Origin of the sequence: Lentzea indica, from assembly GCF_012184385.1 — a bacterium.
In the GTDB taxonomy this organism is placed as follows: domain Bacteria; phylum Actinomycetota; class Actinomycetes; order Mycobacteriales; family Pseudonocardiaceae; genus Lentzea; species Lentzea indica.
This window is the reverse complement of record NZ_VSRL01000018.1, coordinates 33335-58418: the sequence shown is the minus strand read 5'-3', so window position 1 is coordinate 58418 and position 25084 is coordinate 33335. Positions and strand designations below refer to the sequence as shown.

Here is a 25084-nt window from a genome sequence, read left to right as displayed (position 1 = left end):
GCGCGCTTCACCGTCACACCACCAAGGCGGTGCGAACAAGAACCAAAGTCAGCGAGGCAAAGTCACCCGGATGCACGATCCGGGATCCACCACGGCGATCGTGCCGCCGTGCAGGTCCACCACCCACCGGGCGATGGCGAGACCGAGCCCGGTCCCACCACCGCCCGCCCTCTCCCCTCGGGTGAACCTCTCGAAGATCCGCGATCGGTCGGCCAGGGCGATCCCCGGCCCCTCGTCCCGGACCTCCAGAACGACAGAGGAACCGGCCGAATACCCCGACACGGACACCAACCCCCCGGTGGGTCCGTGCCGGGCAGCGTTGTCCACCAGGTTCACCAATACCTGGTGGAGCCGTTCCCCATCAGCGAGAACAGTCAGATCTCCATCGACGTCGATCGAGAACGACGCAGCCGGAGCAGCCACCGCGGCCTCGGCCACCACATCGGCGACCAACGAGGACACCGACAGCGTCTCGCGGTTCAAGGACAGAACCCCGGCGTCGATCTTCGACAGGTCCAGCAGCTCGGTGACCAGCCGTCCCAGCCGCTCCGTCTGCGCCAGAGCGGTCTTCATCGTCGCCGCATTGGCAGGCGCCACCCCGTCGACCACGTTCTCCAGCACGGCCTGCAAAGCCGAGATCGGAGTCCGCAGCTCGTGCGAGACGTTCGCGATCAGCTCACGTCGTTGCTGATCGGCCGCGGCGAGGTCGGCGGCCATCACCGTGAACGCCTCGGCCAGCTGCCCGACCTCGTCGGAGGACGTCGCCCGGATCGACCGCGAGTAGTCCCCCGAAGCCATCGACCGGGCCGCGGAAGTCATCTCCCGCAACGGAGAAGTCATGCCGTGCGCCAGCAACTGCGACGTCAGCAGCCCCAAGATCAAAGCGATCAGGGTCGTCCGCGGCGGCAACCATCCCGTCACGTAACGGAAGTAGGCGAACGACACGCACCCCGAGACCACGATCACGATCCCGAGCTTGAGCTTGATCGACCGGATCGAGTCGAGGGGACGCGGCAGCAGGTCCAGCAGATCCAGCAACCGCTTCATCGGGGTACCTCCAGCGCGTACCCCACCCCGTGCACGGTCCGGATCAGGTCGGCGCCGAGCTTGCGCCGCAGCGCCTTCACGTGGCTGTCGACCGTCCGCGACGAGGCTCCCTCGTGCCACCCGCACGCCTCAGCCAGCAACCGCTCCCGCGCCTGCACGGCGGAAGGCCGCTCAGCCAGGAACACCAGCAGGTCGTACTCGGTGGGCGTCAGATGCGCCTCGACACCGGCCCTGCGCACCCGGCGGCCCGCCAGGTCGATCACCAGGTCACCGAGCTCCATCGACTGCGACGAAGCAGCCCGCGACACCCGCCGCAGCAGCACGTGCACACGTGCAGCCAGTTCACGCATCGAGAACGGCTTCGTCAGGTAGTCGTCCGCCCCCACGGCGAGCCCGACCAGCAGATCGGTCTCATCCCCCCGTGCGGTCAGCATCAGCACCGGAACCGAACGCGACGCCTGGATCCGCCGGCACACCTCGAGCCCGTCGAACCCCGGCAGCATCACGTCCAGAACCACCAGGTCAGGCACGAAAGAAGCCGCCATGGCGACTCCTGACGGCCCGTCATGAGCCACCGACACCACGAACCCCTCCGCCCGCAGCCTGGCGGCCACGGACTCGGCGATCGTGATGTCGTCCTCCACGACGAGCACCCGGCGCTGACCTGTCATGACGGCGACTTTATGGGCATGTCGTGGAGGACGCCGGGACAAGTTGTGAAGATCGTGTGCAGAAGCCCCACAGTTACCCACCGGTTACCAAACGAGGTGCCCTGTAAGTTCCAGTCATGAACGTCCTCGAAGCGGTCCTGGAAAGGATCACCTACGCCAACGAGGACAACGGCTACACCGTCGCCAAGGTCGACACCGGTCGCGGCGACCTCGTCACGGTCGTCGGTGCGCTGCTCGGCGCGCAGCCAGGCGAGTCCATCCGCATGCGTGGTCAGTGGGGCTCGCACCCGCAGTACGGCAAGCAGTTCCACGTCGACGACTACACGACGATCCTGCCCGCGACGATCCAGGGCATCCGCCGCTACCTGGGCTCCGGCCTGATCAAGGGCATCGGCCCCGTGCTGGCGGACAAGATCGTCACCCACTTCGGCGTCGACGCGCTGGACGTCATCGAGCACACGCCCGAGCGCCTCATCGAGGTCCCGAAGCTCGGCCCCAAGCGCACCAAGCTCATCGCGGACGCCTGGGAGGAGCAGAAGGCCATCAAGGAGGTCATGGTCTTTCTGCAGGGCGTCGGCGTGTCCACGTCGCTGGCCGTCCGTATCTACAAGCAGTACACGGACAGGGCCATCGAGGTCGTCAAGGAAGAGCCGTACAGGCTGGCGAGCGACGTCTGGGGCATCGGTTTCAAGACCGCCGACGTGATCGCGAAAGCCGTCGGCATCCCGCACGACAGCCCGCAACGCGTCAAGGCTGGCCTGCAGTTCACGTTGTCCGAGGCCACCACCGACGGCAACTGCTACCTGCCGGAACAGGCTCTGATCGCGGACGCCATCAAGATCCTCCAGGTCGACACCGGCCTGGTCATCGACTGCCTCGCCGAGCTCGTCGAAGAGGAAGGCGTGGTCAGGGAGGAGTTGCCGGACGACGAGATCGCCGTCTACCTGATCCCGTTCCACCGCGCGGAGATCTCGATGGCAGCGCAGCTCAAGCGCCTGCTGTACAGCGACAACGACCGCATGCCTGGCTTCGCGAACGTCGACTGGGACAAGGCCTTCGCCTGGCTCGGCACGGAACTGGAGCAGCACCAGGCAGAAGCGGTGAAGCTCGCGCTCACCGAGAAGGTCGCCGTCCTCACCGGCGGGCCGGGTTGTGGCAAGAGCTTCACCGTCCGTTCGATCGTCCGCCTGGCGCAGGCGAAGCGAGCCAAGATCGTCCTGGTCGCCCCGACCGGCCGTGCCGCGAAGCGCCTCAGCGAACTGACCGGCCACGAGGCCCGCACCGTCCACCGGCTGCTGGAGCTCAAGCCGGGTGGTGACGCGGCGTACGACCGCGACCACCCGCTCGACGCCGACCTCGTGGTCGTCGACGAGGCGTCGATGCTGGACCTGTTGCTGGCCAACAAACTGGTGAAGGCCGTCCCGCCCGGTGCCCACCTCCTGCTCGTGGGCGACGTGGACCAGCTGCCGTCGGTCGGCGCCGGCGAGGTGCTCAGAGACGTTCTGGCACAGGGAAGTCCTGTCCCGAACGTCCGCCTCACGCACATCTTCCGCCAGGCCCAGGAGTCCGGCGTCGTCACGAACGCGCACCGCATCAACAGCGGTGACTACCCGCTGGTGCAGGGACTTCCGGACTTCTTCCTGTTCAGCACGGACGAAGCGGAAGAGGCCGCGACGACGACCGTCGACGTCGTCGCCAACCGCATCCCGCGCAAGTTCGGGCTCGACCCGCGCAAGGACATCCAGGTCCTCGCCCCGATGCACCGCGGACCGGCCGGCGCGGGCGCCTTGAACACCGTCCTCCAGGAAGCCCTGACGCCGTCCAAGGAGAACCTGCCGGAGAAACGCTTCGGCGGCAGGGTGTTCAAGCTCGGCGACAAGGTCACCCAGATCCGCAACAACTACGACAAGGGCAAGAACGGCGTCTTCAACGGCACTCTGGGCGTTGTCATCGCGTTGGACCCGGTCGAGCAGAAGCTGACCATCCGCACCGACGAGGACGAGGAAGTCGACTACGACTTCTCCGAGCTGGACGAGCTGAGCCACGCCTACGCCATGACCATCCACCGGTCGCAGGGCAGCGAGTACCCGTGCGTGGTCATCCCGATCACGACGAGCGCGTGGATGATGCTGCAGCGCAACCTGCTCTACACCGCCGTCACGCGTGCGAAGAAGCTCGTCGTTCTCGTTGGCAGCAAACGGGCCATCGGCCAGGCGGTGCGCACGGTCGGGGCGGGCCGCCGCCACACGGCGTTGGCCCACCGCCTCAGAACTACACCGACGTCAGATAGTCCGTGATCAGACGTGCCCACGGCATCGCGGACTCCAGCGCGATCGCGTGCCCGGACGCGATGTCGGCGTACTTCGATCCGGGGATGAGGTCCGAGACCTCCTTGCCGAGGTCGCGCGACAGCAGCTGGTCACCGGACGCACCGATCACCAGCGTCGGCTGAGTGATCCGCGGCAGCACGTCGGACAGGTCGATCTTCAGGATCAGCTCGACGTGGGCGGGAGATCCGGTCGGCACGCTCGCGCCGATCAGCTCGGCGAAGCCTTCCGCCTGTGTGGGCGTGAGCCTGGCCAGGTACTCCTTGCTGCACATCACCGAGAGGATGAACCGCGACAGCACCGAGCGGGACCCGTCCAGCAACGACTTCCACTCGTCGATCTTGGCCTTCGTCGCGGCGTCGATCTTCGTGAACGGCGTGCTCAGCACCAGCCCGCGCACCCGCTCGGGGTGCCGTACCGCCGCCGAGACCGCGACGGCGCAGCCCATCGAGTAGCCGGAGACGAAGAACGACTCGTGCCCGGCCCTGACCGCGACGTCCACGAGGTCGTCGGCGAGCTTCTCCAGGTCGAGCGGCCCCGCGGCCTTCGGTGAGCTGCCGGAACCCGGCAGGTCCGGCGCGATGACGGTGAAGTACTGGGTGAGGGTCCCCAGGATCGGGCCGTAGTTGGCCTGGATGCTGCCGCCCGCGCCGTGCACGAGCAGCAGGGCAGGGCCGGTGCCCTTGACGACGGTGGACAGGCCGGACATGGGGAACCCCCGAGTTTGTCAGTCCATGCTGCGGACGATGGTCGGCTCCAAACCCTCGTCGTCGTCCGTGAGGGAACCGCGCCAGGGGAAGCAGTGGGAGATCTCGGCGACGTTGTCGTTGTAGAGATGATCCATGGCTTGCACTCCCGTTGTCTTCCCAAGACTTGTGCGCGGACCTCGCTGTTGTCGAGTCGGTTTCGGCCTGTCAGCACAATAACCGCTGCGATGCTGGTGGAAATCCTATTGATTTTCGTCACAGCGCGCCAAGTGGTCGGATTCCCCGTCTCAAGAACCGGACGGTAATCATCCGGTCGGTCGAACGGACTGGCGGGACTCGTCCAGACGGTCGATCATCGTTGATCATGCGCACCGCCCTGGCCCTGCTCGCCTGTCTCGGCCTTCTCCTGAGCCCGTCACCAGCCCCCGCTGAAGGTCCACAAGCGACGTTTGTGCTGCGTGTGCCCGCTCCGCTCGGTTCAGAGGCGCAACGGTTGCTCGGTCTTGGCTACGACGTCCTGGAGCAGCGCGACGGCGCGGATCTGTTCGTGGTCGGCGGCGCGCAAACCGCCGATAAGCTCCGTTCGGATGGTTTCCGTCCCACTGTTGAGACGGTGATGCCTCCGTCTCAATGGGCTCCGCGCTCTCTCGGAGACACGACTTACTACGGCGGATACCGGACCATTACCGCTCATATCGCCCATCTCGACGAGGTCGCCAAAGCCCATCCGGATCTCGCGACGGTCGTCGACTACGGCGACTCCTGGCGCAAGACTCAGGGCAATGGCGGATATGACCTGAAAGCGGTCTGCATCACGCAGAAACGTCCAGGTGACTGCGCATTGACGCCCACCGCGCCGAAACCACGGTTGTTCGTGATGGGCCAGCTCCACGCCCGTGAAATCACGACCGGCGACATGGCGTGGCGATTCATCGACGACCTGGTGAGCTCGGACCTCACCGCGATGCTCAGCTCGCTGGAGGTCTGGGTCGTCCCGATCGCCAACCCCGATGGTGTCGAGATCGTCGAGTCCGGCGGCGACTCCCCGGTCCTGCACCGCAAGAACGCCAACGGCACCTGCGGCTCCGGCCAGCGCGGCGTCGACCTCAACCGCAACGCCGGCTCGCACTGGGGCGAGGTCGGCACGTCCAGCAACAAGTGCAGTGAGATCTACCGCGGCCCGCGCGCCGACTCCGAGGTCGAAACCCAGGCGCTGGAATCGTTGTGGCGCAAGCTCTACCGCGACACCCGCGCACCCGGCGACACGGCAGCGGCCTCTCCGGACACCACCGGCGCCGTCATCTCGATGCACAGCTACGGCGACTATGTGCTCTTCCCGTGGGGCTGGAGCACGCAGAAGACCGGCAACGACGCTGCTCTGCGCAAGATCGCCCAGGACATGGCCGCGGCGTCGGGTTTCCAGGCCGGCCAGCCCGGTGAGCTGCTCTACAACGCGTCCGGCGCCACGGACGACTGGGTGTACGAGGACCTGGGCGTGCCGAGCTTCGTGTGGGAGATCGGCGCGAGCTCCGGCACGTGCGGTGGCTTCGTCCCGCCGTACTCGTGCCAGAAGGACGTGCATTGGCCGAAAGTGCGTTCGATGCTCGTTTCGGCCATGAAAGCGGCCAAGAAGCCTTACTGACGGCATCTTGGATGCCATGGGGACTCGCTTACTCGCAACTCTCACCGCTTTCAGTCTGCTCTTCACCGGCACGGCGGTCGCCGACGTCACGCAGACCTCGGTCGACCGCAAGATCGTCCAGGAAGGGCTGGACGAGATCACTCGCTTGAGGGCGCAGGGAGCTCAGGTGCGTGTGGCGGACGGTAGGGACCGCTTCACCGCGCGTTCCGGCACCGCGGAGCTGAACAGCTCCCGCCCGGTGCCGATCATCGGCCGGTTCCGCGCGGGCAGCGTCACGAAGTCGTTCACCTCGACCGTGGTGCTCCAACTCGCCGGCGAAGGGAAGGTCGAGCTCGACGCACCCGTTGACCGCTACCTGCCCGGCCTGATCGACAAGCGCATCACCGTCCGCCAGCTGCTTCAGATGACCGGTGGCCTCTACAACTACACGAACTCGCTCTCGTTCGACCCGGAAGGCTTCGAGGAGATCCGCTACAAGCACTGGGAGCCGGAGGACCTCGTCGCCATCGCCACGGTCAAGCCGCTCCAGTTCGAGCCCGGCACCAAGTGGGAGTACAACAACACCAACTACGTCATCCTCGGCCTCCTGATCGAGAAGGTGACCGGCAAGCAGTACGAGAAGGTCGTCGGGCAGCGCGTGCTGAAGCCGTTGCACCTCAACGACACCACGTTCCCCGGCGACGACACGAACATCCATGGGCCGCACGCCCACTCGTACGGACTGGTGAAGGGCCGGCCGGCAGACACCACGTATTGGAACCCCTCGGTCTTCTGGGCCGCCGGTGACGTCATCTCGACCACCCGCGACCTTGACGCGTACTTCTCCGCGCTGCTCACCGGCAGGTTGCTGCGTCCTGCCCAGCAGGCCGAACTGACCAGGACCACGCCCGTCAGCACTGAGTACGGTCTAGGCCTGTTCGTGGAGAAGGCCCCGTGCGGCACCACGATCGTCGGGCACCCCGGCGGCGTGCCCGGCTCCCTGACCTACGCCTACCAGACCCCGGACCTGAAGCGCCGCGTGCAGTTCTCCGCCACTGACGGCCTCGGCACCGGTGATCCGACGCCCGCCTACGAGAAGTTGATCAACGAGATCTTCTGCTGAGCGGGACGCCTAGGGGCGATCCCGGAAGCCAACGCCCCACGGTGTCGGCATCGTGGATTCCCATGGGCATTCCGATGAAAGCCGCATTCGCTGTGGCGACCCTGCTGGTCGCCACCACCGGGGGAACGGCGCTCGCGGACACCACCGCGGGCGTCGACCGCAAGGTCGTCCAGCAAGGACTGGACGAGGTCGTTCAGGCGGGAGTGCTGGGCGTCCAGCTCCGCGTCACGCACGGCTGGGAGCACTTCACCGCCCGCTCCGGCACCGCGGAACTGGGGAGCAACCGCCCGGTTCCGCTCAACGGCAGGTTCCGCGCGGGCAGCATCACCAAGACGTTCGTGTCGACGGTGGTGCTGCAGCTCGTGGGCGAGGGCGAGGTCGACCTGGACGCCCCGGTCGTTCGCTACCTGCCCGGCCTGATCGACCAGCGGATCACCGTCCGCCACCTCCTGCAGCACACCAGCGGCCTCTACGACCACAACAACGCGCTCCCGTTCGACCCGGCCGGCTTCGAGCAGATCCGGTACCGGCACTGGGAGCCTGAGGAACTCGTCGCGATCTCCACCAGCAGGCCGCTGGAGTTCCAGCCCGGCACCAAGTGGGAGTACTCCAACACCAACTACGTCGTCGCGGGTCTGTTGATCGAGAAGATCACCGGCAGGCCGCTCGAGCGGGTGGTCGAGCACCGCGTGCTGAAGCCGTTGCGCCTCAACGACACCGTGCTGCCCAGGGACGACGACCGGATCCACGGCCCGCACGCCCACGGCTACTGGGCGATCGACGGCAAGCCCGTGGACATCACCCGGTTCAACCCGTCCGTCTTCTGGGCGGAGGGCAACATCGTGTCCACGACGAAGGACCTCGACACGTTCTTCGCCGCGCTCGCGGGCGGCAGGTTGCCGGGGCCCGCCCAGCAGCGGGAACTCACCAGGGCCACCGCCGTCAGTCCCGGCTACGGCCTCGGTCTGAGCATCCAGGTCCTCCCGTGCGGCACGACGGCGTGGGGCCACGACGGTGGCGTGCCCGGCTTCGCCTCGCTGGTGCTGACCACGCCGGACACGAAGAAGCGCGCCGTGCTGAGCGCCACCACCTCGGCGCGCGTGGGTGACCCCTCTCCCGGTCTGCAGAAGATCCTCGGCGAAATCTTCTGTTAGGAGCAAGGGACATCCCTGAGGACACTTCAGACCTGGGGCCGATGCGCTCTCAGTCCGACGGCGGCAGGGTTGCTGCCATGGGGATTCGATTGGTAGCCACTGTTACCGCAGCCAGTCTGCTGGCTTTGACCACCGCGGGCGTCGCATCGGCCGACACCAGTGCCGACCGCAAGGTCATCCAGCAGGCGATGGACCAGCTGACGTCGGGCGGGGGAGCGCTCGGCGTGCAGGTCAGGGTGACGGACGGGCGGCAGCGTTTCACCGCCCGCTCCGGCAAGGCCGAGCTGGACAGCGACAGGCCGGTGCCGCTCGACGGCAGGTTCCGCGTCGGCAGCATCACCAAGACCTTCGTGTCGACCGTGACGCTGCAGCTCGCGGGTGAGGGCAAGGTCGACCTGGACGCCCCGGTCGTCCGTTACCTGCCCGGCCTGATCGACAACCGCATCACCGTTCGCCAGGTCCTGCAGCACACGAGCGGCCTCTACAACTACACCAACGCGTTGCCGCTCAACCCGGACGAGTTCGAGAAGATCCGCTACAAGCACTGGTCGCCGCAGGAGCTCCTCGCGATCTCCACGAGCAAACCGCTGGACTTCGAGCCCGGCACGAAGTGGAGCTACTCCAACACCAACTACATCGTCGCCGGTCTGCTCATCGAGAAGCTGACGGGCAAGCCGTACGAGAAGGCGGTCGAGCAGCGCATCCTGAAGCCGTTGCGCCTCAACGACACCGAGGTGCCGGGCGACAACCCGAACATCAAGGGCCCGCACGCGCACGGCTACTGGACGGCGAACGGCAAGCCGTCCGACATCACCCGCATCAACCCGTCCGTCGCCTGGGCGGCCGGTGAGATGATCTCGACGACTCGCGACCTGGACACCTTCATCGTCGCGTTGACGAGCGGCAAGCTGCTCAAGCCCGCGCAGCAGCAGGAACTCGCCAAGACCACGGCCGTCAGCCCGGACTACGGCCTCGGCCTGAGCGTGCAGACGCTGCCGTGCGGCACCAAGGTCGTCGGGCACGGCGGCGGTATCCCCGGATACTCCTCGGATCTGATCACCACGCCGGACAACAAGAAGCGCCTGGAACTGTCGGCCACCAGCGCGCCCGTGAGCGGCGACCCCGGTCAGGCCTACGGCAAGCTGCTCGACGCCGTGTTCTGCTGATTTCGGGCAAACGAAAGGGGAGCTGGGCTGACCAGCTCCCCTCCCGGCGTTGTGAAGGACTTGCCCCGAATGATCTAGCCCAGGGCGTTCTTCATCGCTGTGATCAACTCTCCGTTCGCGGTGTCACCCGTGAGCTCCCAGAAGAACGCGCCGCCGAGGCCCTGGCCACGTGCCCAGGAGATCTTGCTCGCGATCGTCTGCGGGGTGTCGTAGCTCCACCACTGGCCGTTGCAGAACGCATAGGCGGTGCCGGCGACCGTGCCCGTTGCGGGACACTTGGTCTTCAGAACCTTGTAGTCCTCGATGCCCTGCTCGAACGTGCCAGGAGCCGGACCCGTCGCCGTGCCGCCGGGAGCCGCCTGCGTCACGCCCTGCCAGCCGCGGCCGTAGAAGCCGATGCCGAGCAGGAGCTTGCTGGCGGGAACGCCCTTCGAGCGCAGCTTGGAGATCGCGGCCTCGGAGTTGAAGCCGGCCGTCGGGATGCCCGAGTACGACGTGAGCGGGGAGTGCGGGGCCGTCGGACCCTGCGCCGCCCAGGCACCGAAGTAGTCGTACGTCATGACGTTGTACCAGTCGATGTACTGCGCAGCGGGACCGTAGTCGGCAGCGTCGATCTTGCCGCCGGCGGAACCGTCAGCGGTGATCGCCGAGGTGACGAGGTAGTTCGAACCGAAGCGGGCACGCAGCGCCTGCATCAGGTTCTTGTACGCCGCGGGACCGCTCGTGTCGCAGGAGAGACCACAGGCGTTCGGGTACTCCCAGTCGATGTCGATACCGTCGAACAGGTTCGCCCAGCGCGGGTCCTCGAGCAGCTTGTAGCAGGACTCGGCGAACGCCGCCGGGTTCTGCGCGGCCTGACCGAAGCCACCGGACCAGGTCCAGCCACCGAACGAGTACAGCACCTTGATGTGCGGGTACTTCTTCTTCAGCTTCATCAGCTGGTTGAAGTTGCCGCGCACCGGCTGGTCCCACGTGTCGGCAACGCCGTCAACGCTCTCCGCCGCCGTCATGGCCTTCTCGAGGGCGGGGTAGGACTCACCGATGGTGCACTGACCGCCCGACACGTTGCCGAACGCGTAGTTGATGTGCGTCAGCTTGCTCGCGGAACCCGAGGTGTCGATGTTCTTCACCTGGTAGTTGCGCGCCGGGTAGACACCCCACTCCGCGAAGTAGCCCAGGTTGATCTTCCCGGGAGGCGGCGGCGGACCAGTCGTGGTCGTCGTCGTTGTGGTGGTCGTGGTGGTGGTAGACGTCGTGGTCGACGTGGTCGGGTTCGTCCCGCCCGCGTCACACGAGGCGCCGTTCAGCTTGCAGTTCGTCGGCGCACCGAACGTGCCGCTGTACGCGCCGTTGAAGCCGAAGCTCGCCGACCCACCGACACCGATGTTGCCGTTCCAGGTGTTCTTGACCGTGACGGTCTGACCGCTCGTCGTGTACGAGCCGTCCCACAGGGAAGTGACCCGGTGGTTGGCCGGGAGCGTGAACTCGACAGTCCACGACGTCAGGGCCGCCGAGCTGTTGTTCGTGATCGTGTACTTGCCCTCGAAGCCCGTTCCCCAGTCCGAACCTTTGGAGAACGTGGCGGACACGCCACCGGCACCGCTAGCAGCGGGCACGACGACGATACCGAGGACCATCGCGGCGACGGCCGCGAAGAGAGCAGCTAGATGCCATCGGAACTTGGACATCGGTCTCCTCAGTCGCAGGGGTGCCAGAACGATGTGGTCCAGACCACTCAACGGTCAAGGTCTAGACCTCTGCCGTCACTCGAATGGAGCAGTCCGAAAACGGTTCCAGAACGCCGGTTGTCCAGTTTCGGTCTACTTCGTTAACCATTGGATGGGTTCCTAGGCGACGTCCCTTCGGGTTGAGTTCCGGCGGAGCCACTGCACAAAGAGGACGGTCGGCCCTAACTTCGTTCCATGCCAAAGCGTTTCTCCACGGCGCGCGGTCGGGAGTTCGGCGATGGGGTCCGTGCGGCCATCGCTGGAACGGGCCTGACCGGGCGCGAGATCTGCGAGAAGATCGGCTGGGATCCGGGCAAGCTGTCGGACCTGCTGCACGGCAAGGGCGGCTGCTCGGAGGTCGACCTGGCGATCCTGCTGAGCTATTGCCACATCGCTCCGGAGGAGCGTGACCACCTCATGGAGATCTTCGGCGAGACCGACCTGAAGATCTGGTGGCAGCGCTATGCCTACGGCGAGACGTTCAACCTGCGGACCTATCTCGAGCACCTGTGGAAGGCCAAGGAGTTCGTGACCTGGCAACCGCTGGTGATCCCAGGCCTGCTCCAACTACCCGACTACTTGCGTGCGCTGTGCCTGGCCACACCGAAGTTCCCGCGTGACGAGGTCGAGGATCGGGTGTCCCGCCGGCTCGCGATGCAGGAGATCTTCCGGCAGAGGCTCAATTGCACATTCCTCATCCATGAGCAGGTGCTTTTGCTTCCGGTCGGCGGACACGATGTCTTGCGCGCGCAGCTGCACCACTTGCTGGAGATGTCGGTGCGGCCGTATGTCGACCTGCGGATCGTTCCGTTCTCGGTAGGCGCCCACGCCGGGATGTCAGGAAGCTTCGACCTGATGAGGTTCGACCGATTCGAGCCGGTGGTCTTCCTGGAAGGGGAGAAGTCGAACCTCATCGTCGAGCGGAAGGACGCTGTCGACGACTACGAGGAGGTCGTCAAGGCGCTCAAGGGCGTCGCTCTGGACGCTGAAGACTCGCGAAAGCTGATCGCCAAGCTCGCGATGTGAGAGGCGCCTGGCTGTGCCGCAAGAGCAGCAGACTCCACGCTGTCGCAGGGGTCCCCCTCTAGGGGTCCCCTGATTCAATTATCCCAGCCAGGTCTGACAATTTTGGGCTCCTGCCTGACCTCGCTGGTAGGCGCGGCGGCATGGCTGCCGGTCCTGAACTGTCAAGTGTGAGTAAACCTTTACACGGTCAGCCGATCGCCCTCTCGGCTCCCCAAGCCGCGATGTCCTCGCGACTCTGCAGCCCCAACTTCTCGCGCAACCGCTGCAACCGCGAGGCCACGGTCCGCACCGACACACCAAGCCGGTTCGCGATCTGCTGGTTCGTAAGTCCGGTCGAGAGCAGCGCGATCACCCGCCGCTCGTGGTCGTCCAACGAGTCGTGGGCAGCCTCGCACCGATCCAGCCACACCTCGTCCTGGATGAACGCCTCAGTCTCCGCAGCCGTCAACGGCGTAGCGGCAGCGTCCGCGCGCGCGACAGGCAGCATCAGCCGTGCAGTGCGCATAGCCCCAGCAACCTTGCCCGCCCAGAACGGATCCGGCACCACTCCAACCGATCGCCGCATAGCCCGTCCGGTCGCTTCAAGCCGTAGCGCGCGCTCGGCCTGACCGCGCATCAACGCCACCACGGCCAAACCTTCAAGTGCGTCGGGCGCGGTCAACGGGTTGATTCCGTCCATCCGCAGCGCCTCCTGGAAGGCGTGCGTCGCCTCGTCCAGGTCGCCCTGTACCAACGCCACCACGCCGCGTGTGTTCAAGGCAGACGCAATGCGCGCGGGAACGCCCGACGCGCGCGAGATCGGCAACGCCTTCATGACGTTCTTCTCGGCGCGCTCGTGCTTGCCCAATGACAACGCCGTGCGCGCAAGGTCCACCAAACATTTCGCACGCGCCAACGGCTCACCCAACAGCTCCGCAACCCGCAGACACTCGGTGTTGTTCTCGTCCGACGCCTCCCACTCGCCAGAAGACTGCTGCACGGCCGCCAACGTGCTGCGACAGCTCATCGCCAACGCCGGTTGCCCGATGTCCCGCACCAGCCGGGAAGCCTCGCCGGACAGCTCGATCGCCTCGTCGTGATCTCCCTGCTCAGCGGCAAATCGGGCCGCGTGGTTCAGCGCCACGCACCGGTAGTCGTCCCGAGTGGACGGTCGCCGCAACGCGTCCCGCAGCATCACCCGTGCCTGGCCGAGCCGTCCGCGCCGAGCGGCACAGTCGGCCAAAGCCGAAGTCAGCAGCAGCAACCGTTCGTCGGCGCGGTCGGCCGCCCATTCGACGGTGCCCAACAGGCTGTCCACGTGGTTGTCGAGCTTGTGCTGAACATCAGCCGGCACCGACAAAGGCGCGGTGATCAGCACGTCCGACAGGTCCGTGAACCACCGGGCCAGCGCCTCGTAAGCGATGTCCAGCTCGCCGGCCGCCAGCAGCTTTTCCCGAGCGTGCAGCCGAACCGACTCCAGCTGCCGAAACCGGGTCGTGCCGGGGATCGCCGTCAGCAGCGACTTCGCCTGCAGGCGCGACAGGACGTCCAGCACGGGCTCCGCAGACCGTTCCGACGAGCAAACCTCGGTGGCCGCGGCGAGATCGAAGCCGCCGTCGAAGACGGAAAGCCGCCGCAACGCGAACTGCTCGTCCGGCGCCAGCAGCTGGTAGCTCCAGTCGATCGCCTCGCGCAGGGAACGCTGGCGGGACGGCGACTTCCGGCAGCCCAACGTCAGCAGCTCGAGCGGTTCGTCCATTCGGTCGCAGATGTCGATGACCGGCAACAACTGCACCCACCGCGCGGCCAGTTCGATCGCGAGCGGCATGCCCTCCAGTCGTGCGCACAACAGTGCGACCGCGGCGGTGTTCTCCGCGGTCAACCGGAAGTCGGGCTTGCGCTCCCGAGCGCGGTCCACGAACAGCTTCACGGCGTCGGAGCGCGGCGCTGTCGTCGTGACGAGATCTCGGTCCGTTGACGGAACCGGCAAACCTTCAACGTGAAAGCTGACTTCGCCCGTGATCCACAGCGCCTCGCGTGACGTCGCGAGCACCCGCACGGCGGGGCAGCGGTTCAGCAGCAAGTCGGCGAGCTCCGCGCACGTGTCGAGTAGGTGTTCGCAGTTGTCGAGGACCACGACCACTTTCATGTTCACGAGCGTTTCCAAGACCGTGTCGCGCAGCGGCTCGTCCGACTGTGCGGCCACTCCGAGCGCGTCGGCGAGCGCGGGCATGACGTCGCTGGAAGCCGTGATCTCGCCGAGCTCGACGAGGAGGACCCTGTCCGTTCGGCCGCGCCGCAACCGGCCCGCGGCCTCCAGGGCGAGCCGGGTCTTGCCCGCACCCGCACTGCCGAGGAGCGTAACGAGACGGTGCCTGCGCAACAGCTGGTCGAGTTTCGACAGCTCTTGCTGGCGGCCGATGAACGTGTCGCGTGCCGCGGGCAGGTTCGAGAGCACGTGCATGTTCGGCCTGGTGACGGCCGTGGGCGCGGAAACGGTGACACGGCGCCGATACGCCCGTTGGCGGCATGCGTTGGAGCAGTAGGACCTGCGTTGCTCGGAGGTGGCGGGAGGCAGCGTGCCGTCGCACAGGGCGCAACGTCCGGTGCTGATCATGAGTCCCTCTCCTCGAGCCGTAACGGCAGGCTGTTCCTGTCTCGGTCCGGCGAATGCACAGGTCGCGGCTGGTGGCCTGCCGTGTGCAACCCGTTACACGTCTGTGCGCGCGAGACGGTTCGCAACCTGCTCGTTATGCCTGCCTTCCCAAGATCCTCGTTCGGAAACAAACTGGTGACTGGTCCGGTCTGACAGGGAGTGCGCATGACGTTGACGTCGAGCACCTCGTGGGCGAACGCAGGTCTGCAATTGGTGGACAAGCCGCGCACGATCACCGTTGGCATCGCTGACGACGAAGTTCTGGTTCGCACGGGAGTCCGCGGTGTGCTGGAACGTTCCGGCAACGTCGTGGTGGTCGGAGAGGCCGGCGACGGCGGCGGCGCGGTGGAACTCGCGCGGCGCCAACGCCCGCAGGTGCTGCTGATGGACGCCGCGATGCCCGGCATGGAGGGCCTCGCAGCCGTGCGGATGGTGCGCAGGCACGTCCCGGGCACGCAGGTGATCATGCTGTGCACGCCGCAGACCGAGGAGATGCTCTTCCCGGCGTTGCGCGCCGGCGCGGCGGGATTCCTCTTCAAGAACGGCGAACCCGACGCCCTCGTGAACGCCGTGCGCGCAGTGGCTGCCGGTGACGCGATCCTGTCGCCGTCCGCGACGCGCGCGCTCGTCGACCACTTCACCGGCGCCGACTCGGAACGCCGTGACGCCGCGCGCAGCCGCATCAGCCTGCTCACTCGGCGAGAGCAGGAAGTGCTGGTGTACCTGGCGCAGGGCATGGCGAACGCACGCATCGCAAGGCTCATGTACCTCTCAGAAGGGGCGATCAAGGCCCACGTCAGCCGACTGCTGACGAAACTGCGGTGCGACAACCGCGTCCAGGCCGCTCTCATCGCACGCGACGCCGCCCTTCCCTGCTGAACCCGAGTACTGCTGCAACGGCGCAGGAGCCAGACTAGCCACGGATTTTCGCGCCGCGAAGCAGGTCACCCGGTTGGCCCCGTCCATTGTGATGTCGCTTTCCCGCCAGCGTCTCGGTTGGAATGGCGTCATGATGGCGGTCATGCGGCTCGACAAGTTCTCGGAATGCTTGCCCTTTCAAGCACCTTTGTGTCCCGACAACTTGTTCGGCCACCTCATCGCCACCGCCGTTCCCGGCGTGGAGGAGTGGCGGGAAGGCGTCTACCGGCGCACATTGCGACTCCCTTTCGGTTGCGGGATCGCGGCTTTGCAGCCCTTTCCCGACCACGTCGCGTGCACTGTGGAGCTCTCAGATCCTCGCGATTTGGCCAGTGCTCTAGACCTTTGCCGCTTCCTGCTCGACCTCGACGCCGATCCGTTCGAGGTCGATGGTGCGTTGTCCGCGGATCCGCTTCTGGCACCACTGGTGTCGAGCGCGCCCGGTCGCCGCGTCCCGCGCACGGTGGACGGCGCGGAGTTCGCGATTCGCGCCGTGCTGGGCCAGCAGGTCTCGACGAAGGCCGCGCGCACCCACGCCGCCCGTCTCGTTGCGCGTTACGGCACACCGGTCGGCGACCTGTTCCTGTTCCCTTTGGAGTTCGACCCGGCGGACCTGGCGATGCCCGAGTCCCGCCGCCGCACGATGGCAGCTCTTCTGGAGGCGCTTCGGTCCGGTTTGGACCTTTCGCCTGTGGCGGATCGAACGGTTGCGCGCGAGTGGCTGTCCTCGCTGCCCGGCTTCGGCCCGTGGACGGTGGAATCGATTCTGATGCGGGCGTTGGGCGACCCGGACGCGTTCCTGCCGACCGACCTCGGAATCCGTTTGGCGGCAGAGGCTTTGGGCCTGCCTTCGACGCCGGCGGCTCTGGTCAGGCGTTCGGAGGCGTGGCGACCGTGGCGCGCCTATGCGGTGCAACACCTGTGGGCGACCGGTGATCACGAGGTGAACCAGATTCCGGCCTGAGTTGCCGGGGTTTGCTACGCGCTCGCGTACACCGCTCCTCAGGACGTGCTGAGCCGCCGCGTCCGCTGCACGCTCGCGTACATCGCCGCCGTCGACCCGTCCCGCACAAACCCGGGCAACGGCGGCGGATCCTGCGCAAACCCTTGCAAATCCACAAAAACGTCGAGCGCCGTCGCAGGCCGCCCGTCAGGATCCTTGGCCAGCAACCGCTGCACCACCGGGTCGAGCGCGCCCGCCACTCGTCGCGGCGCTACCTTCACGTGCTTGTCGAACACCGCGTACGCCGTCGGCCCGGTGAACAGCTGCTCGCCGGTCAGCATCTCGTGCAGCACGCAGCCCAACGCGTACAGGTCACTGCGCGGTTCGGCGATGCCGCGCTGGATCTGCTCGGGGGCCATGTACGACGGCGTGCCGAGGATCTGGCCGGCTCGGCTGAACGGCGCAACGTCGCTCTCCCTGAGCAGCGCGAGTCCGAAGTCCAGCACCTTGACGGCACCGTCCGGGCACAGCATCAGGTTGGTGGGCTTGAGATCCCGGTGGCAGATCCCGCGTTCGTGCGCGGCCGCCAGCACCGCGGCGGTTTGCGCGGCGATGTTCGCCGCCCACGCCTCGGGTAGCGGGCCGAACTCGCCGACCAGGTCCGCGACCGTCACGCCGTCCACGAACTGCATGACCTGGAACAGGCGCTGGTCGTACGTCCCGAAGTCGTACAGGACAGGGACTCCGGGGTGCTCCAGCTTGGCCACGATCCTCGCCTCGCGCGCGAACCGTTGCTGCACCTCGTCGTCGCTGCCGGGGAGTCGCAGGAGCTTGACCGCCACCCGTCGATCCAGGCGCAGGTCCCGGCCCTTGTGGACGGCACCCATGCCACCCCGCCCCAGCGGCAGGTCGTCGATCTCGTAGCGGTCGGCGATCAGCACCCGCGAAGCCTAACCGCCATCAACCGTTCGCTGGCCCCGCGCGCTTCCTCGTTAGCGAGGGAACGGTAACAGCGTTTCAGGACATATCGATCGGGTGAATCTGACGTGCTCACGCCGGCCTGATCTGTCCGCCGATGAGCCCATTGTAGCCCAAACGAACCAGCGCGGCCGCGTCCTCCAGACCGGTCTCCAGTGCCTTGAGCTGCGCGAACACCTGCCCGTACCGGCGCTGATCCTCGATCGGAAGCAACGGCACCTGCGTCCGCCGCACGTCCAGCCGGGTCGAGCCGGTCGGGGTGCGGGCGAACGCCGCGCGCAGCACGCCTTCGAGGAAGTCGGGGGCGACCTTGCGAGGGTCGATCTCGTACGTCGCTCCGGTGGGGGATGTGACGACGTGCGCGCCGGGCGCGCTGCGGATCAGTTCGCCGATCGTCGTCATCGGTGGAGCGGCCTGTTCCTGCAGCTCGGGCAAGCCGGGCAGCGCGAACGTCGGTTGCGCCGCGAGGTAGGCGGAGACGTCGGTGCCGCTGCGGCGGGAGGGACTGAGGTCGACGTCGTCGTCCAGGAGGTCGATGACCCGCGTGTTCGGCTCGATCGGGCCAGGCGCTTGCAGCAAGGCGATGTGTTCTGGTGCGCGGCCGACGGGGTTGCGCAGCAGCCACAGATCGCGGCCCGGCTGCACGGTCATCACCCCGCGGAGGGCGCCGGCGCGCAACAGGTTGCCGCGGATCCGTTTGCCCGGCCTTCGAGAGGCTGCCGCCGACGGCAACAGCACCGCGACCACGCCGCCTGGCTTGGACAAGGAAAGGCAGTGCTGCACCCAGGCCAGCTCCGGTTCGCCGCGCGGTGGCAGTCCATAGGTCCAACGGGCGTCGCCGACCAGCTCCTCGTGGCCCCACGCGCGGTCGTGCCACGGCGGATCGCAGAGCACCGCGTCGGCACGATGTGTGATCCCGTTGTGCCGCAACGAGTCACCGGTGATGATCTGCGCTTGAGGCATCCGGCGTCGCGCGATGACGGCCGACACGGGGTCGAGCTCCTGTCCGACCTTGTTCCGCCCTCTCGAAGCTTTCAGGAGCGAACCTGTGCCGCACGCCGGATCGATCACGGTGTCGCCGTCGGTCGTGGCCAGGACGATGTCGATGACCTCGGGCGGAGTGGGGTTCAGCAGCCGCGAGTGCGCTTCGAGGTAGCGCTCGTGCAGGAACTCGAACGTCCCGGGATCGGCGTCGACCGCGGCCAGCGCCTCGCCGAGCCGCAGATCGTCGACGGCGCGCAGCTGGGTCCAGAGACGTTCGGCTGGAGAGACCCTGAACGGCTTGCCGTTGCGCCGCAGCCATGCCTCGACGTCGCGCAGCAGGTACAACGGACTGGAGGCCGTCCCGCCGACCGGTGCCGGGAAGTCCTCGAACCGCCGCCGCCAGTTCGACACGGCCGCCCGCCCCACATCAGCGAGGCGCGCGATGTCACCGGCGTTGACCGTCTCATCCATGTTCACAACCGTATTGCTTGTGAAGTGACTTCACAACTGGTCTACTGGAGTCATGACACACGAGCTGCGCATCGCCGTGGCGACCGATCCTGGGCTCGTCCGCGAGCACAACGAGGATTCGGTCTACGTGCGCCCGGACCTGCAGGCCGTGGCGGACGGCATGGGCGGCCACGAACACGGCGAGCTCGCCAGTGCCATCGCGGTGAACGTCCTCGCATCGTGGCAGGGCGACCTCGGCCCGGCGGTGGCCGAGATCGCGCGCAGGCTCGACGCCGAGGCGCCGCAGGGCGCCGGCACCACGCTCACAGCGATGCGCTGGGAGGGCCTCGCCTTCCAGCTCGGTCACATCGGAGACTCCCGCGCGTATGTGCTCAGGGAAGGCGAACTCCGCCAGATCTCCCACGACCACACCATGGTGCAGGCTCTCGTCGACGCCGGCCGGATGACACCGGAGGAGGCCGCGAACCACCCACGCCGCGCGTACGTGTTGCGCGCCCTGCAGTCCGGCAACTCGCATGATCCGGATCTTTCGTGGCACCAGGCCAAAATCGAAGACCGCTACCTGCTCTGCAGCGACGGCCTCACGGACTACGCGGACATCGAGGACATCCACGAGATCCTGCTGTCCACGGGGGACGGTACGGAGGCGGCCTGGCAGCTGATCGCGCTCGCGAACGGCAACGGCGGCCCCGACAACATCACCTGCGTGATCACCGACGTGGCCAAGAAGAAGTGGTGGCAGCGCTAGCCCAACGCCGTCCTGTGAGCCGAAAAGCCAGTGGATCGGTGGGCGCATCCCGCCTTACGGTGGCGCCATGAGCGATCACTCGGAGGCCCCCGTCGAGGCCTTTGAACCTCCGTACTACGTGGCGGTCTTCACCACGGTGCGAACCGAGGACCAGAGCGGATACCGCGAGACCAACGCACGCATGGAAGAACTTGTGAAGGACATCCCCGGCTACCTGGGGATGGACCACGCGCAGACTCCAGGCGGGCTGGGCATCACCGTCGGGTACTTCCGCGACGCCGACGCCCTCACGGAATGGCGGACCAACGCCGAGCACCGCGAGGCGCAGAAGCGCGGGCGAGCCGAGTGGTACCAGAGCTACACGCTGCACGTGGCGAAAGTGGAGCGGAGCCACGGCTTCACGCGTGCGGACTGACCAACAATGGAAACGACCCCCGGCACCGTGCCGGGGGTCGCAGCTTGAAAAGGTGTTACAGGTTGGCTGGCATGCCCGACTCGTCGGCAGCCGCGGTGGCGGAGCCGCTGAGCAGGTCCTTGACGATCTTGTTGGCCTCCTTGACGGCCGGCGTGATCATCTTGATCTTCACCTTGCCGTTGGTGAGCTTGCCGCCGACGTCGTAGGTCTTGTCCTCGTTCGGCAGCGGGAGCGCCTGGCAGCCGGTGAACTGCTTGCGCGGGGTCGCACCGGTCTGGAAGTAGAAGACGATCGGGTCGTCGACGCAGTCCGTGTTGTACGGGAACAGGCCGTGCGAGCCCTCGTTGTCGACGCTGATCAGCTTCGCGTTCGGCAGAGCCTTCGCCGTGGCCAGACCGCCCTCGTACGCCGTGGCGGCGTCGAGCTCGCTCTGCGCGACCAGCAGGCGCGGGAACGTCTTCTTGTCCGGCTTCGGCATCGAGTTATTGGTCGGCCAGTACGCGCACAGCGGCGTGCTCATGAACGGCGCGATGAACGGCGCGTTCACGGTCAGGTCGGCCAGCCAGTAGTTCCAGTAGTGCAGGTTCTGGTTCCACTGACCGTCCTGGCAGCGGATCGCCTCGAACGTGGCGTCCCAGGTCTCGACCTCGGCGGCGGCGGTCGTGGACTTCACCGCGACGCGCTCCTTCTTGGCGATCGCGGCGAGCGCGTTCTCCTTGCCCTTGGCGATGAACGCCTTGTTCTCGACCGAAAGGCCCTGCGTGGCAAGCATCTTCGCGACGAGCGCGGAGACCTTCTCCGAGTCTGTGCCGGCAGGCGCCGAGTCACCGATCACCGCGGCCACCGCCGAGGCGGCCGTCGGGTACTGGGTGGTGTCGTACATGGCCGGGATCACGAACCACGCGACGAACAGCTGGCCGAGGAACTCACGGGTGCCGCCGGTCTTCTCCCACTTGCGGCGGATCTCCATCGGGTCGGTGCCCATGGCGTACGTGGCGTCGTTGCGCGCCATGTAGGGCAGCAGCGCCTCCTGGAACTGGCGGTCGCGGGTGCGCGGCTGCAGGTCCCAGGTCTTCTCGAGGGTCGGCTGCGAGGCGTCGACGGCCGAGTCGAGCAGGAAGCGGTGAGCCTTGCTCGGGAACGTGGCGGCATACCAGGTGCCGAGCCACGTGCCGTAGGAGTAGCCGATGTAGCTCATCTTCTTCTCGCCGAGCAGGACACGGATGAAGTCCATGTCGTAGGTGGTCTGCTCGGTGGTGATGAACTGGGTGAGCGGGTTCTCGAGGCAGCCCTGGACCTTCGCCTTGTTCAGCACGTTGATGTCGGTGCTGTTCGGGACGGTGTAGCTGCACGTGAGCGGCGTGGAGAGGCCGACACCGCGGGGATCGAAGCCGATGAAGTCGTACTGACCGGCGAGGACCGGGGCGCGCAGGGCCATCGCCGGGCCCCACGGCAGGCCGGAGCCGCCGGGACCACCGGGGTTGACGAGCGCGATGCCCTGACGGCTGGTGCCCTTGTACGCGGTCTCGGTCTTGGAGACCCGGATGCCGATCGTGTTGCCGTCACCGGGGTTGTGCCAGTCGCGCGGCACCTGAACGGTGGCGCAGGCCAGGCCCTTGACGGTCTTGAACTTCTTGACGGTCTCCTCGGCCACGCCGGGGAAGCTGCACTCTTCCCACTTGACGGTCTGGGTGGCCAGTGCGCCCGCGAGCGCCTGCGTGTCCGGGTCCTGCTTCGCTGCCGCGCTCGCCGTCGGCGTGAGCACGATGCTCGTGGCGAGCAACACCCCTGTCACCGTGGCGACGCCGCCTCTGAAGTACTTCCTCACGGTGGATCCCTTCCTGCCCCCGCACGGCCGAGTGAGGCCGCGCTTGCATCAAGGGAGGAAAGGGATTTCCCTCGTTTGACACTCGTGAGGGGTGGCAGAAAGTCGCCATGTCTGAAAACTGTCACGAAAGATGTTCACAGAGTGATGAACACTCCTCATGTCCGTGACGATGTGTGACTAGAGCCAACCGCGCCGTGACGCCTGCACGCCGAGCTGGAACCGGGTCTGAGCGCCCAGCAGCTGCTGCAGCCGGCTCACCCGGCGGTGCACCGTCCGTTCGCTGACGCCGAGTTCGCGCGCGATCGACTCGTCCGTCAGGCCCGCGCTGAGCAGCGCCATCAGCCTCCGGGTCGCGGTCGTCGGCTCTTCACGGGTGTCTTCCTGGCTGCCCGGCGTGATCGACACGGCCATCCGCCAGAACGCCTCGAACAACTCGATGAGCGCGCTCAGCAGCACGGACGGGTGAATGAGAAGTGCCACGACGTTCCCGCCGGTGACCGTCGGCACCGCGATCAACGCCCTGTCCGAGTCGGCGATCACGAGCTTGAGCGGCACACCGGGGAACGTCCGCGCCTGCTCGCCCACCGCGATGCTCTCCTGCACCGACGCGAATCCCTGCTCGGTCTGCAGCAACGACGACTCGTACACGACCCGGTACCCGACGCCACGGGCCAGCGCCGGAGGCTGCGCGGGGCTCGCCTCCGGTTGCGGGCTCAGGTACGAACCAGGGTCCAGCGCCCGGATCTCCGTCTTGGCCTGGCTCTGCATCTCCTCGAACGTGCTGATCACCTCGTCCGCCTCCTTGAGGACTCGACGAAGTCGACCTCCTTCGCGCCGTGCTCGGCGTAGGCGGCGGCCAGGACCTCGGCGGTCTCCCTGGCCCTGACGGCCGCGGTCTCGTGGCTCGACGCGATCGCGGCCAGCGCCGAACGCGGCGGGCGCACGTCGTTGTTCCTGATCAGCCCGAGCCGTTCGAGCTCTTCGTGCGCCGCGCCGGGCTCGCTCTTCGCGCTCGCAGCATGGCCAGGTACAGCTGCTCGGCTTCCTGCGACAGCCCCTCGTGCACACGACTCCCCTCGGTGGTGCTGAACCGAAGGTACCTGCTCAGACGCTAGGCAAAGCGGCGCATCGCCCCGAGGAACATCGCGTCGAACGCACGGTCCGGCAACACCCTGCGGGCAAAGAGAATCGGCCGCGCCCCGAAGCCTGCCGCGTACCGCGTCCGCGGCCGCCGTGCCTGTGCCGCCTTCACGATGACGTCCGCGATGACCTTCGGCTCCGAACCGCGGTCGGCCTGGCTGAAGAACGCGGCCAGCTGCCGGACCTGTTCCTTGTACGCGCCCTCTCCTGACGTCTTGTGCAGCTTGTCGAGCGCGATCCCGCTCCACTCGGTCTTGATCGCGCCGGGCTGGACCACCACGACGTCGATCCCGAACGGCTTCAGCTCCAGCCGCAACGAGTCGCTCAGGCCCTCCACCGCGAACTTCGTCGAGTGGTACCAGCCGCCGAGCGGCTCGTAGATCTTGCCGCCGATCGACGACACGTTCACGATCCGCCCGCTCTTCTGCTTCCTCATGTGCGGCACCACCAGCTGCACGAGGCGGGCGAGCCCGAACACGTTGACCTCGAACTGGTACTTGCCCTCGCTGAGCGGCACGTCCTCGAACGCCCCGTACGACCCGTAGCCGGCGTTGTTCACGAGCACGTCGATCCGTCCGGCCTCGGCGATGATCTGCTTGACGCCCGCGACCATCGAGTCGTCGTCGGTGACGTCCATCTCCAGCACCCGGACGCCCTTGGCGGCCAGCCCTTCCATCCGCTGCACCCGGCGCGCCGCGGCATACACGGTGTATCCCGCTTTGTGCAGCTCATCCGCCGTGGACTCACCGATCCCCGACGACGCTCCCGTCACCAGTGCGACCTTCATGACGCTCCACTCCCAACTAACCGGTTGGCTGGACTAACTAACTGTTTGGTTGCTAAATCCAGGCAACCACGTCGGCGCCAGCCTGTCAACCAACTGGTTAGTTGCTTCTACCAACCGGTTGGTTAGAATGCGGAGCGTGGTGAGGGACAAGGAAGCGACCAAGGCGAAGCTGCTCGAAGCGGCGCTGGACGAGTTCGCCGAGCACGGCATCGCGGGCGCGCGGGTCGATCGCATCGCGGCCAAGGCAGGCTGCAACAAGGCGATGATCTACGCCTACTTCGGCAGCAAGGAGGGCCTGTTCGACGAGCTGCTGAAGATCCAGATCGACCGCATGATCGAGGCCGTCCCCATCACGCCCGATGATCTGCCGAACTACGCGGGCCGGCTGTTCGACTCGTACGTGGAGCGGCCGCAGGTGCTCAGGCTCGCGGCCTACCACCGTCTCGAGAACGGCTTCGACGCCATCCCGAAGGCGGAAGCCGAGGCCTACCAGCACAAGGTCGAGGCCGTCGCGAAGGCGCAGATGGAGGGCAAGGTCTCCGCCGCGTTCAACGCCTCGGACCTGCTGGACCTGGTCGTGCACACGTCGATCCTCGCCTTCAGCACCCCGAACGCCACCCGTGAACTCGTCGAACGCGCGGTCAGGCGACTGATCGCCGAGTAGCCTC

At 66.8% G+C, this 25084-nt stretch carries 22 protein-coding genes; 11 read left to right on the top strand and 11 right to left on the bottom strand.

Features of this window, described 5'->3' with window-relative positions; genetic code table 11:
- Positions 1-48: 48 nt before the first annotated feature.
- Positions 49-1047, bottom strand: a complete 999-nt coding sequence (locus tag FXN61_RS07935; protein ID WP_167971718.1) for a HAMP domain-containing sensor histidine kinase — start codon at positions 1045-1047, stop codon at positions 49-51.
- Complete coding sequence (locus FXN61_RS07930; RefSeq protein WP_167971716.1) at positions 1044-1718, bottom strand: response regulator transcription factor; 675 nt, start codon at positions 1716-1718, stop codon at positions 1044-1046. Before FXN61_RS07930 ends, FXN61_RS07935 begins: the two co-directional genes overlap by 4 nt.
- 116 nt (positions 1719-1834) lie before the next feature.
- Here FXN61_RS07930 and recD2 point away from each other — a divergent pair, with 116 nt between their 5' ends.
- Entirely contained in the window at positions 1835-4015 is a 2181-nt protein-coding gene (gene recD2 / locus FXN61_RS07925) for an SF1B family DNA helicase RecD2 (RefSeq protein ID WP_167971714.1), read from the top strand.
- On the opposite strand, the gene FXN61_RS07920 is transcribed toward recD2, so the two are convergent.
- Positions 3990-4754: an alpha/beta fold hydrolase gene (locus FXN61_RS07920; RefSeq protein ID WP_167971712.1), complete on the bottom strand. Its 765-nt coding sequence runs from the start codon at positions 4752-4754 to the stop codon at positions 3990-3992. The two genes, recD2 and FXN61_RS07920, sit on opposite strands and share 26 nt — an antisense overlap.
- A 362-nt stretch (positions 4755-5116) precedes the next feature.
- Between FXN61_RS07920 and FXN61_RS07915 the strand changes: the two genes are divergently transcribed.
- The 4 genes from FXN61_RS07915 to FXN61_RS07900 all read left to right on the top strand — a co-directional run bounded on the left by FXN61_RS07915 (position 5117) and on the right by FXN61_RS07900 (position 9816).
- Positions 5117-6394 (top strand): M14 family zinc carboxypeptidase, encoded by a 1278-nt coding sequence (locus tag FXN61_RS07915; protein ID WP_167971710.1) that lies wholly within the window; start codon positions 5117-5119, stop codon positions 6392-6394.
- Positions 6395-6410: 16 nt separating this feature from the next.
- The gene (locus FXN61_RS07910) at positions 6411-7496 is read left to right on the top strand and encodes a serine hydrolase domain-containing protein (RefSeq protein WP_167971708.1); all 1086 of its coding nucleotides are present in this window, start codon (positions 6411-6413) and stop codon (positions 7494-7496) included.
- A gap of 62 nt (positions 7497-7558) precedes the next feature.
- The gene (locus FXN61_RS07905; protein ID WP_167971706.1) at positions 7559-8650 is read left to right on the top strand and encodes a serine hydrolase domain-containing protein; all 1092 of its coding nucleotides are present in this window, start codon (positions 7559-7561) and stop codon (positions 8648-8650) included.
- Positions 8651-8727: 77 nt separating this feature from the next.
- Complete coding sequence (locus FXN61_RS07900) at positions 8728-9816, top strand: serine hydrolase domain-containing protein (RefSeq protein ID WP_167971703.1); 1089 nt, start codon at positions 8728-8730, stop codon at positions 9814-9816.
- 74 nt (positions 9817-9890) lie between these two features.
- Here the strand turns inward: FXN61_RS07900 and FXN61_RS07895 are convergent, their stop codons facing one another.
- Positions 9891-11504: a glycosyl hydrolase family 18 protein gene (locus FXN61_RS07895; protein WP_167971701.1), complete on the bottom strand. Its 1614-nt coding sequence runs from the start codon at positions 11502-11504 to the stop codon at positions 9891-9893.
- A gap of 234 nt (positions 11505-11738) precedes the next feature.
- Here FXN61_RS07895 and FXN61_RS07890 point away from each other — a divergent pair, with 234 nt between their 5' ends.
- Complete coding sequence (locus FXN61_RS07890; protein WP_167971698.1) at positions 11739-12569, top strand: helix-turn-helix domain-containing protein; 831 nt, start codon at positions 11739-11741, stop codon at positions 12567-12569.
- 187 nt (positions 12570-12756) lie between these two features.
- Here FXN61_RS07890 and FXN61_RS07885 read toward each other — a convergent pair whose 3' ends face one another.
- A complete protein-coding gene (locus FXN61_RS07885; protein ID WP_167971696.1) occupies positions 12757-15165 on the bottom strand; it encodes an ATP-binding protein in 2409 nt (802 codons plus the stop codon).
- 204 nt (positions 15166-15369) lie between these two features.
- Here FXN61_RS07885 and FXN61_RS07880 point away from each other — a divergent pair, with 204 nt between their 5' ends.
- Both FXN61_RS07880 and FXN61_RS07875 read left to right on the top strand, forming a co-directional pair.
- Entirely contained in the window at positions 15370-16083 is a 714-nt protein-coding gene (locus tag FXN61_RS07880; RefSeq protein ID WP_167971694.1) for a response regulator, read from the top strand.
- Positions 16084-16174: 91 nt separating this feature from the next.
- Complete coding sequence (locus FXN61_RS07875) at positions 16175-17086, top strand: DNA-3-methyladenine glycosylase family protein (RefSeq protein ID WP_167971691.1); 912 nt, start codon at positions 16175-16177, stop codon at positions 17084-17086.
- 38 nt (positions 17087-17124) lie between these two features.
- Here FXN61_RS07875 and FXN61_RS07870 read toward each other — a convergent pair whose 3' ends face one another.
- The gene (locus FXN61_RS07870) at positions 17125-18006 is read right to left on the bottom strand and encodes a serine/threonine-protein kinase (protein ID WP_167971689.1); all 882 of its coding nucleotides are present in this window, start codon (positions 18004-18006) and stop codon (positions 17125-17127) included.
- Between the two features lie 109 nt (positions 18007-18115).
- Positions 18116-19498 carry an HsdM family class I SAM-dependent methyltransferase gene (locus FXN61_RS07865; protein WP_188134806.1) on the bottom strand — a complete coding sequence of 461 codons (1383 nt, stop codon included), beginning with the start codon at positions 19496-19498 and terminating at the stop codon, positions 18116-18118.
- Positions 19499-19550: 52 nt separating this feature from the next.
- Between FXN61_RS07865 and FXN61_RS07860 the strand changes: the two genes are divergently transcribed.
- A complete protein-coding gene (locus FXN61_RS07860; protein ID WP_167971685.1) occupies positions 19551-20246 on the top strand; it encodes a PP2C family protein-serine/threonine phosphatase in 696 nt (231 codons plus the stop codon).
- Between the two features lie 67 nt (positions 20247-20313).
- Positions 20314-20661 carry an antibiotic biosynthesis monooxygenase family protein gene (locus FXN61_RS07855; protein WP_167971683.1) on the top strand — a complete coding sequence of 116 codons (348 nt, stop codon included), beginning with the start codon at positions 20314-20316 and terminating at the stop codon, positions 20659-20661.
- A gap of 55 nt (positions 20662-20716) precedes the next feature.
- On the opposite strand, the gene FXN61_RS07850 is transcribed toward FXN61_RS07855, so the two are convergent.
- The 4 genes from FXN61_RS07850 to FXN61_RS07840 form a co-directional block, all read right to left on the bottom strand.
- Positions 20717-22489: an alpha/beta hydrolase gene (locus tag FXN61_RS07850; protein ID WP_167971681.1), complete on the bottom strand. Its 1773-nt coding sequence runs from the start codon at positions 22487-22489 to the stop codon at positions 20717-20719.
- A 177-nt stretch (positions 22490-22666) separates the two neighbouring features.
- Positions 22667-23278 (bottom strand): helix-turn-helix transcriptional regulator, encoded by a 612-nt coding sequence (locus tag FXN61_RS55165; RefSeq protein WP_312877593.1) that lies wholly within the window; start codon positions 23276-23278, stop codon positions 22667-22669.
- On the bottom strand, positions 23275-23433 hold the full coding sequence (locus FXN61_RS51630) for a hypothetical protein (protein ID WP_246290965.1): 159 nt from the start codon (positions 23431-23433) through the stop codon (positions 23275-23277). The genes FXN61_RS55165 and FXN61_RS51630 overlap by 4 nt, the downstream gene beginning before the upstream one ends.
- 167 nt (positions 23434-23600) lie before the next feature.
- Positions 23601-24416, bottom strand: coding sequence for an oxidoreductase (locus tag FXN61_RS07840; protein ID WP_167971679.1), 816 nt, complete (start codon positions 24414-24416; stop codon positions 23601-23603).
- Between the two features lie 136 nt (positions 24417-24552).
- Between FXN61_RS07840 and FXN61_RS07835 the strand changes: the two genes are divergently transcribed.
- Positions 24553-25080, top strand: coding sequence for a TetR/AcrR family transcriptional regulator (locus FXN61_RS07835; RefSeq protein WP_167971677.1), 528 nt, complete (start codon positions 24553-24555; stop codon positions 25078-25080).
- Positions 25081-25084 lie beyond the last annotated feature (4 nt).

What these genes read in the sequence shown, in the direction of transcription:
- FXN61_RS07920 (WP_167971712.1), bottom strand. Translation starts at nt 4,754, where the DNA reads ATGTCCGGCCTGTCCACCGTCGTCAAGGGCACCGGCCCTGCCCTGCTG.
- FXN61_RS07890 (WP_167971698.1), top strand. Translation starts at nt 11,739, where the DNA reads ATGCCAAAGCGTTTCTCCACGGCGCGCGGTCGGGAGTTCGGCGATGGG.
- FXN61_RS07930 (WP_167971716.1), bottom strand. Translation starts at nt 1,718, where the DNA reads ATGACAGGTCAGCGCCGGGTGCTCGTCGTGGAGGACGACATCACGATC.
- FXN61_RS07860 (WP_167971685.1), top strand. Translation starts at nt 19,551, where the DNA reads ATGACACACGAGCTGCGCATCGCCGTGGCGACCGATCCTGGGCTCGTC.
- FXN61_RS07885 (WP_167971696.1), bottom strand. Translation starts at nt 15,165, where the DNA reads ATGATCAGCACCGGACGTTGCGCCCTGTGCGACGGCACGCTGCCTCCC.
- FXN61_RS07865 (WP_188134806.1), bottom strand. Translation starts at nt 19,498, where the DNA reads ATGGATGAGACGGTCAACGCCGGTGACATCGCGCGCCTCGCTGATGTG.
- FXN61_RS07900 (WP_167971703.1), top strand. Translation starts at nt 8,728, where the DNA reads ATGGGGATTCGATTGGTAGCCACTGTTACCGCAGCCAGTCTGCTGGCT.
- FXN61_RS07875 (WP_167971691.1), top strand. Translation starts at nt 16,175, where the DNA reads ATGTCGCTTTCCCGCCAGCGTCTCGGTTGGAATGGCGTCATGATGGCG.
- FXN61_RS07880 (WP_167971694.1), top strand. Translation starts at nt 15,370, where the DNA reads ATGACGTTGACGTCGAGCACCTCGTGGGCGAACGCAGGTCTGCAATTG.
- FXN61_RS07840 (WP_167971679.1), bottom strand. Translation starts at nt 24,416, where the DNA reads ATGAAGGTCGCACTGGTGACGGGAGCGTCGTCGGGGATCGGTGAGTCC.
- FXN61_RS07910 (WP_167971708.1), top strand. Translation starts at nt 6,411, where the DNA reads ATGGGGACTCGCTTACTCGCAACTCTCACCGCTTTCAGTCTGCTCTTC.
- FXN61_RS07895 (WP_167971701.1), bottom strand. Translation starts at nt 11,504, where the DNA reads ATGTCCAAGTTCCGATGGCATCTAGCTGCTCTCTTCGCGGCCGTCGCC.
- FXN61_RS07935 (WP_167971718.1), bottom strand. Translation starts at nt 1,047, where the DNA reads ATGAAGCGGTTGCTGGATCTGCTGGACCTGCTGCCGCGTCCCCTCGAC.
- FXN61_RS07855 (WP_167971683.1), top strand. Translation starts at nt 20,314, where the DNA reads ATGAGCGATCACTCGGAGGCCCCCGTCGAGGCCTTTGAACCTCCGTAC.
- FXN61_RS07915 (WP_167971710.1), top strand. Translation starts at nt 5,117, where the DNA reads ATGCGCACCGCCCTGGCCCTGCTCGCCTGTCTCGGCCTTCTCCTGAGC.
- FXN61_RS07905 (WP_167971706.1), top strand. Translation starts at nt 7,559, where the DNA reads ATGGGCATTCCGATGAAAGCCGCATTCGCTGTGGCGACCCTGCTGGTC.
- recD2 (WP_167971714.1), top strand. Translation starts at nt 1,835, where the DNA reads ATGAACGTCCTCGAAGCGGTCCTGGAAAGGATCACCTACGCCAACGAG.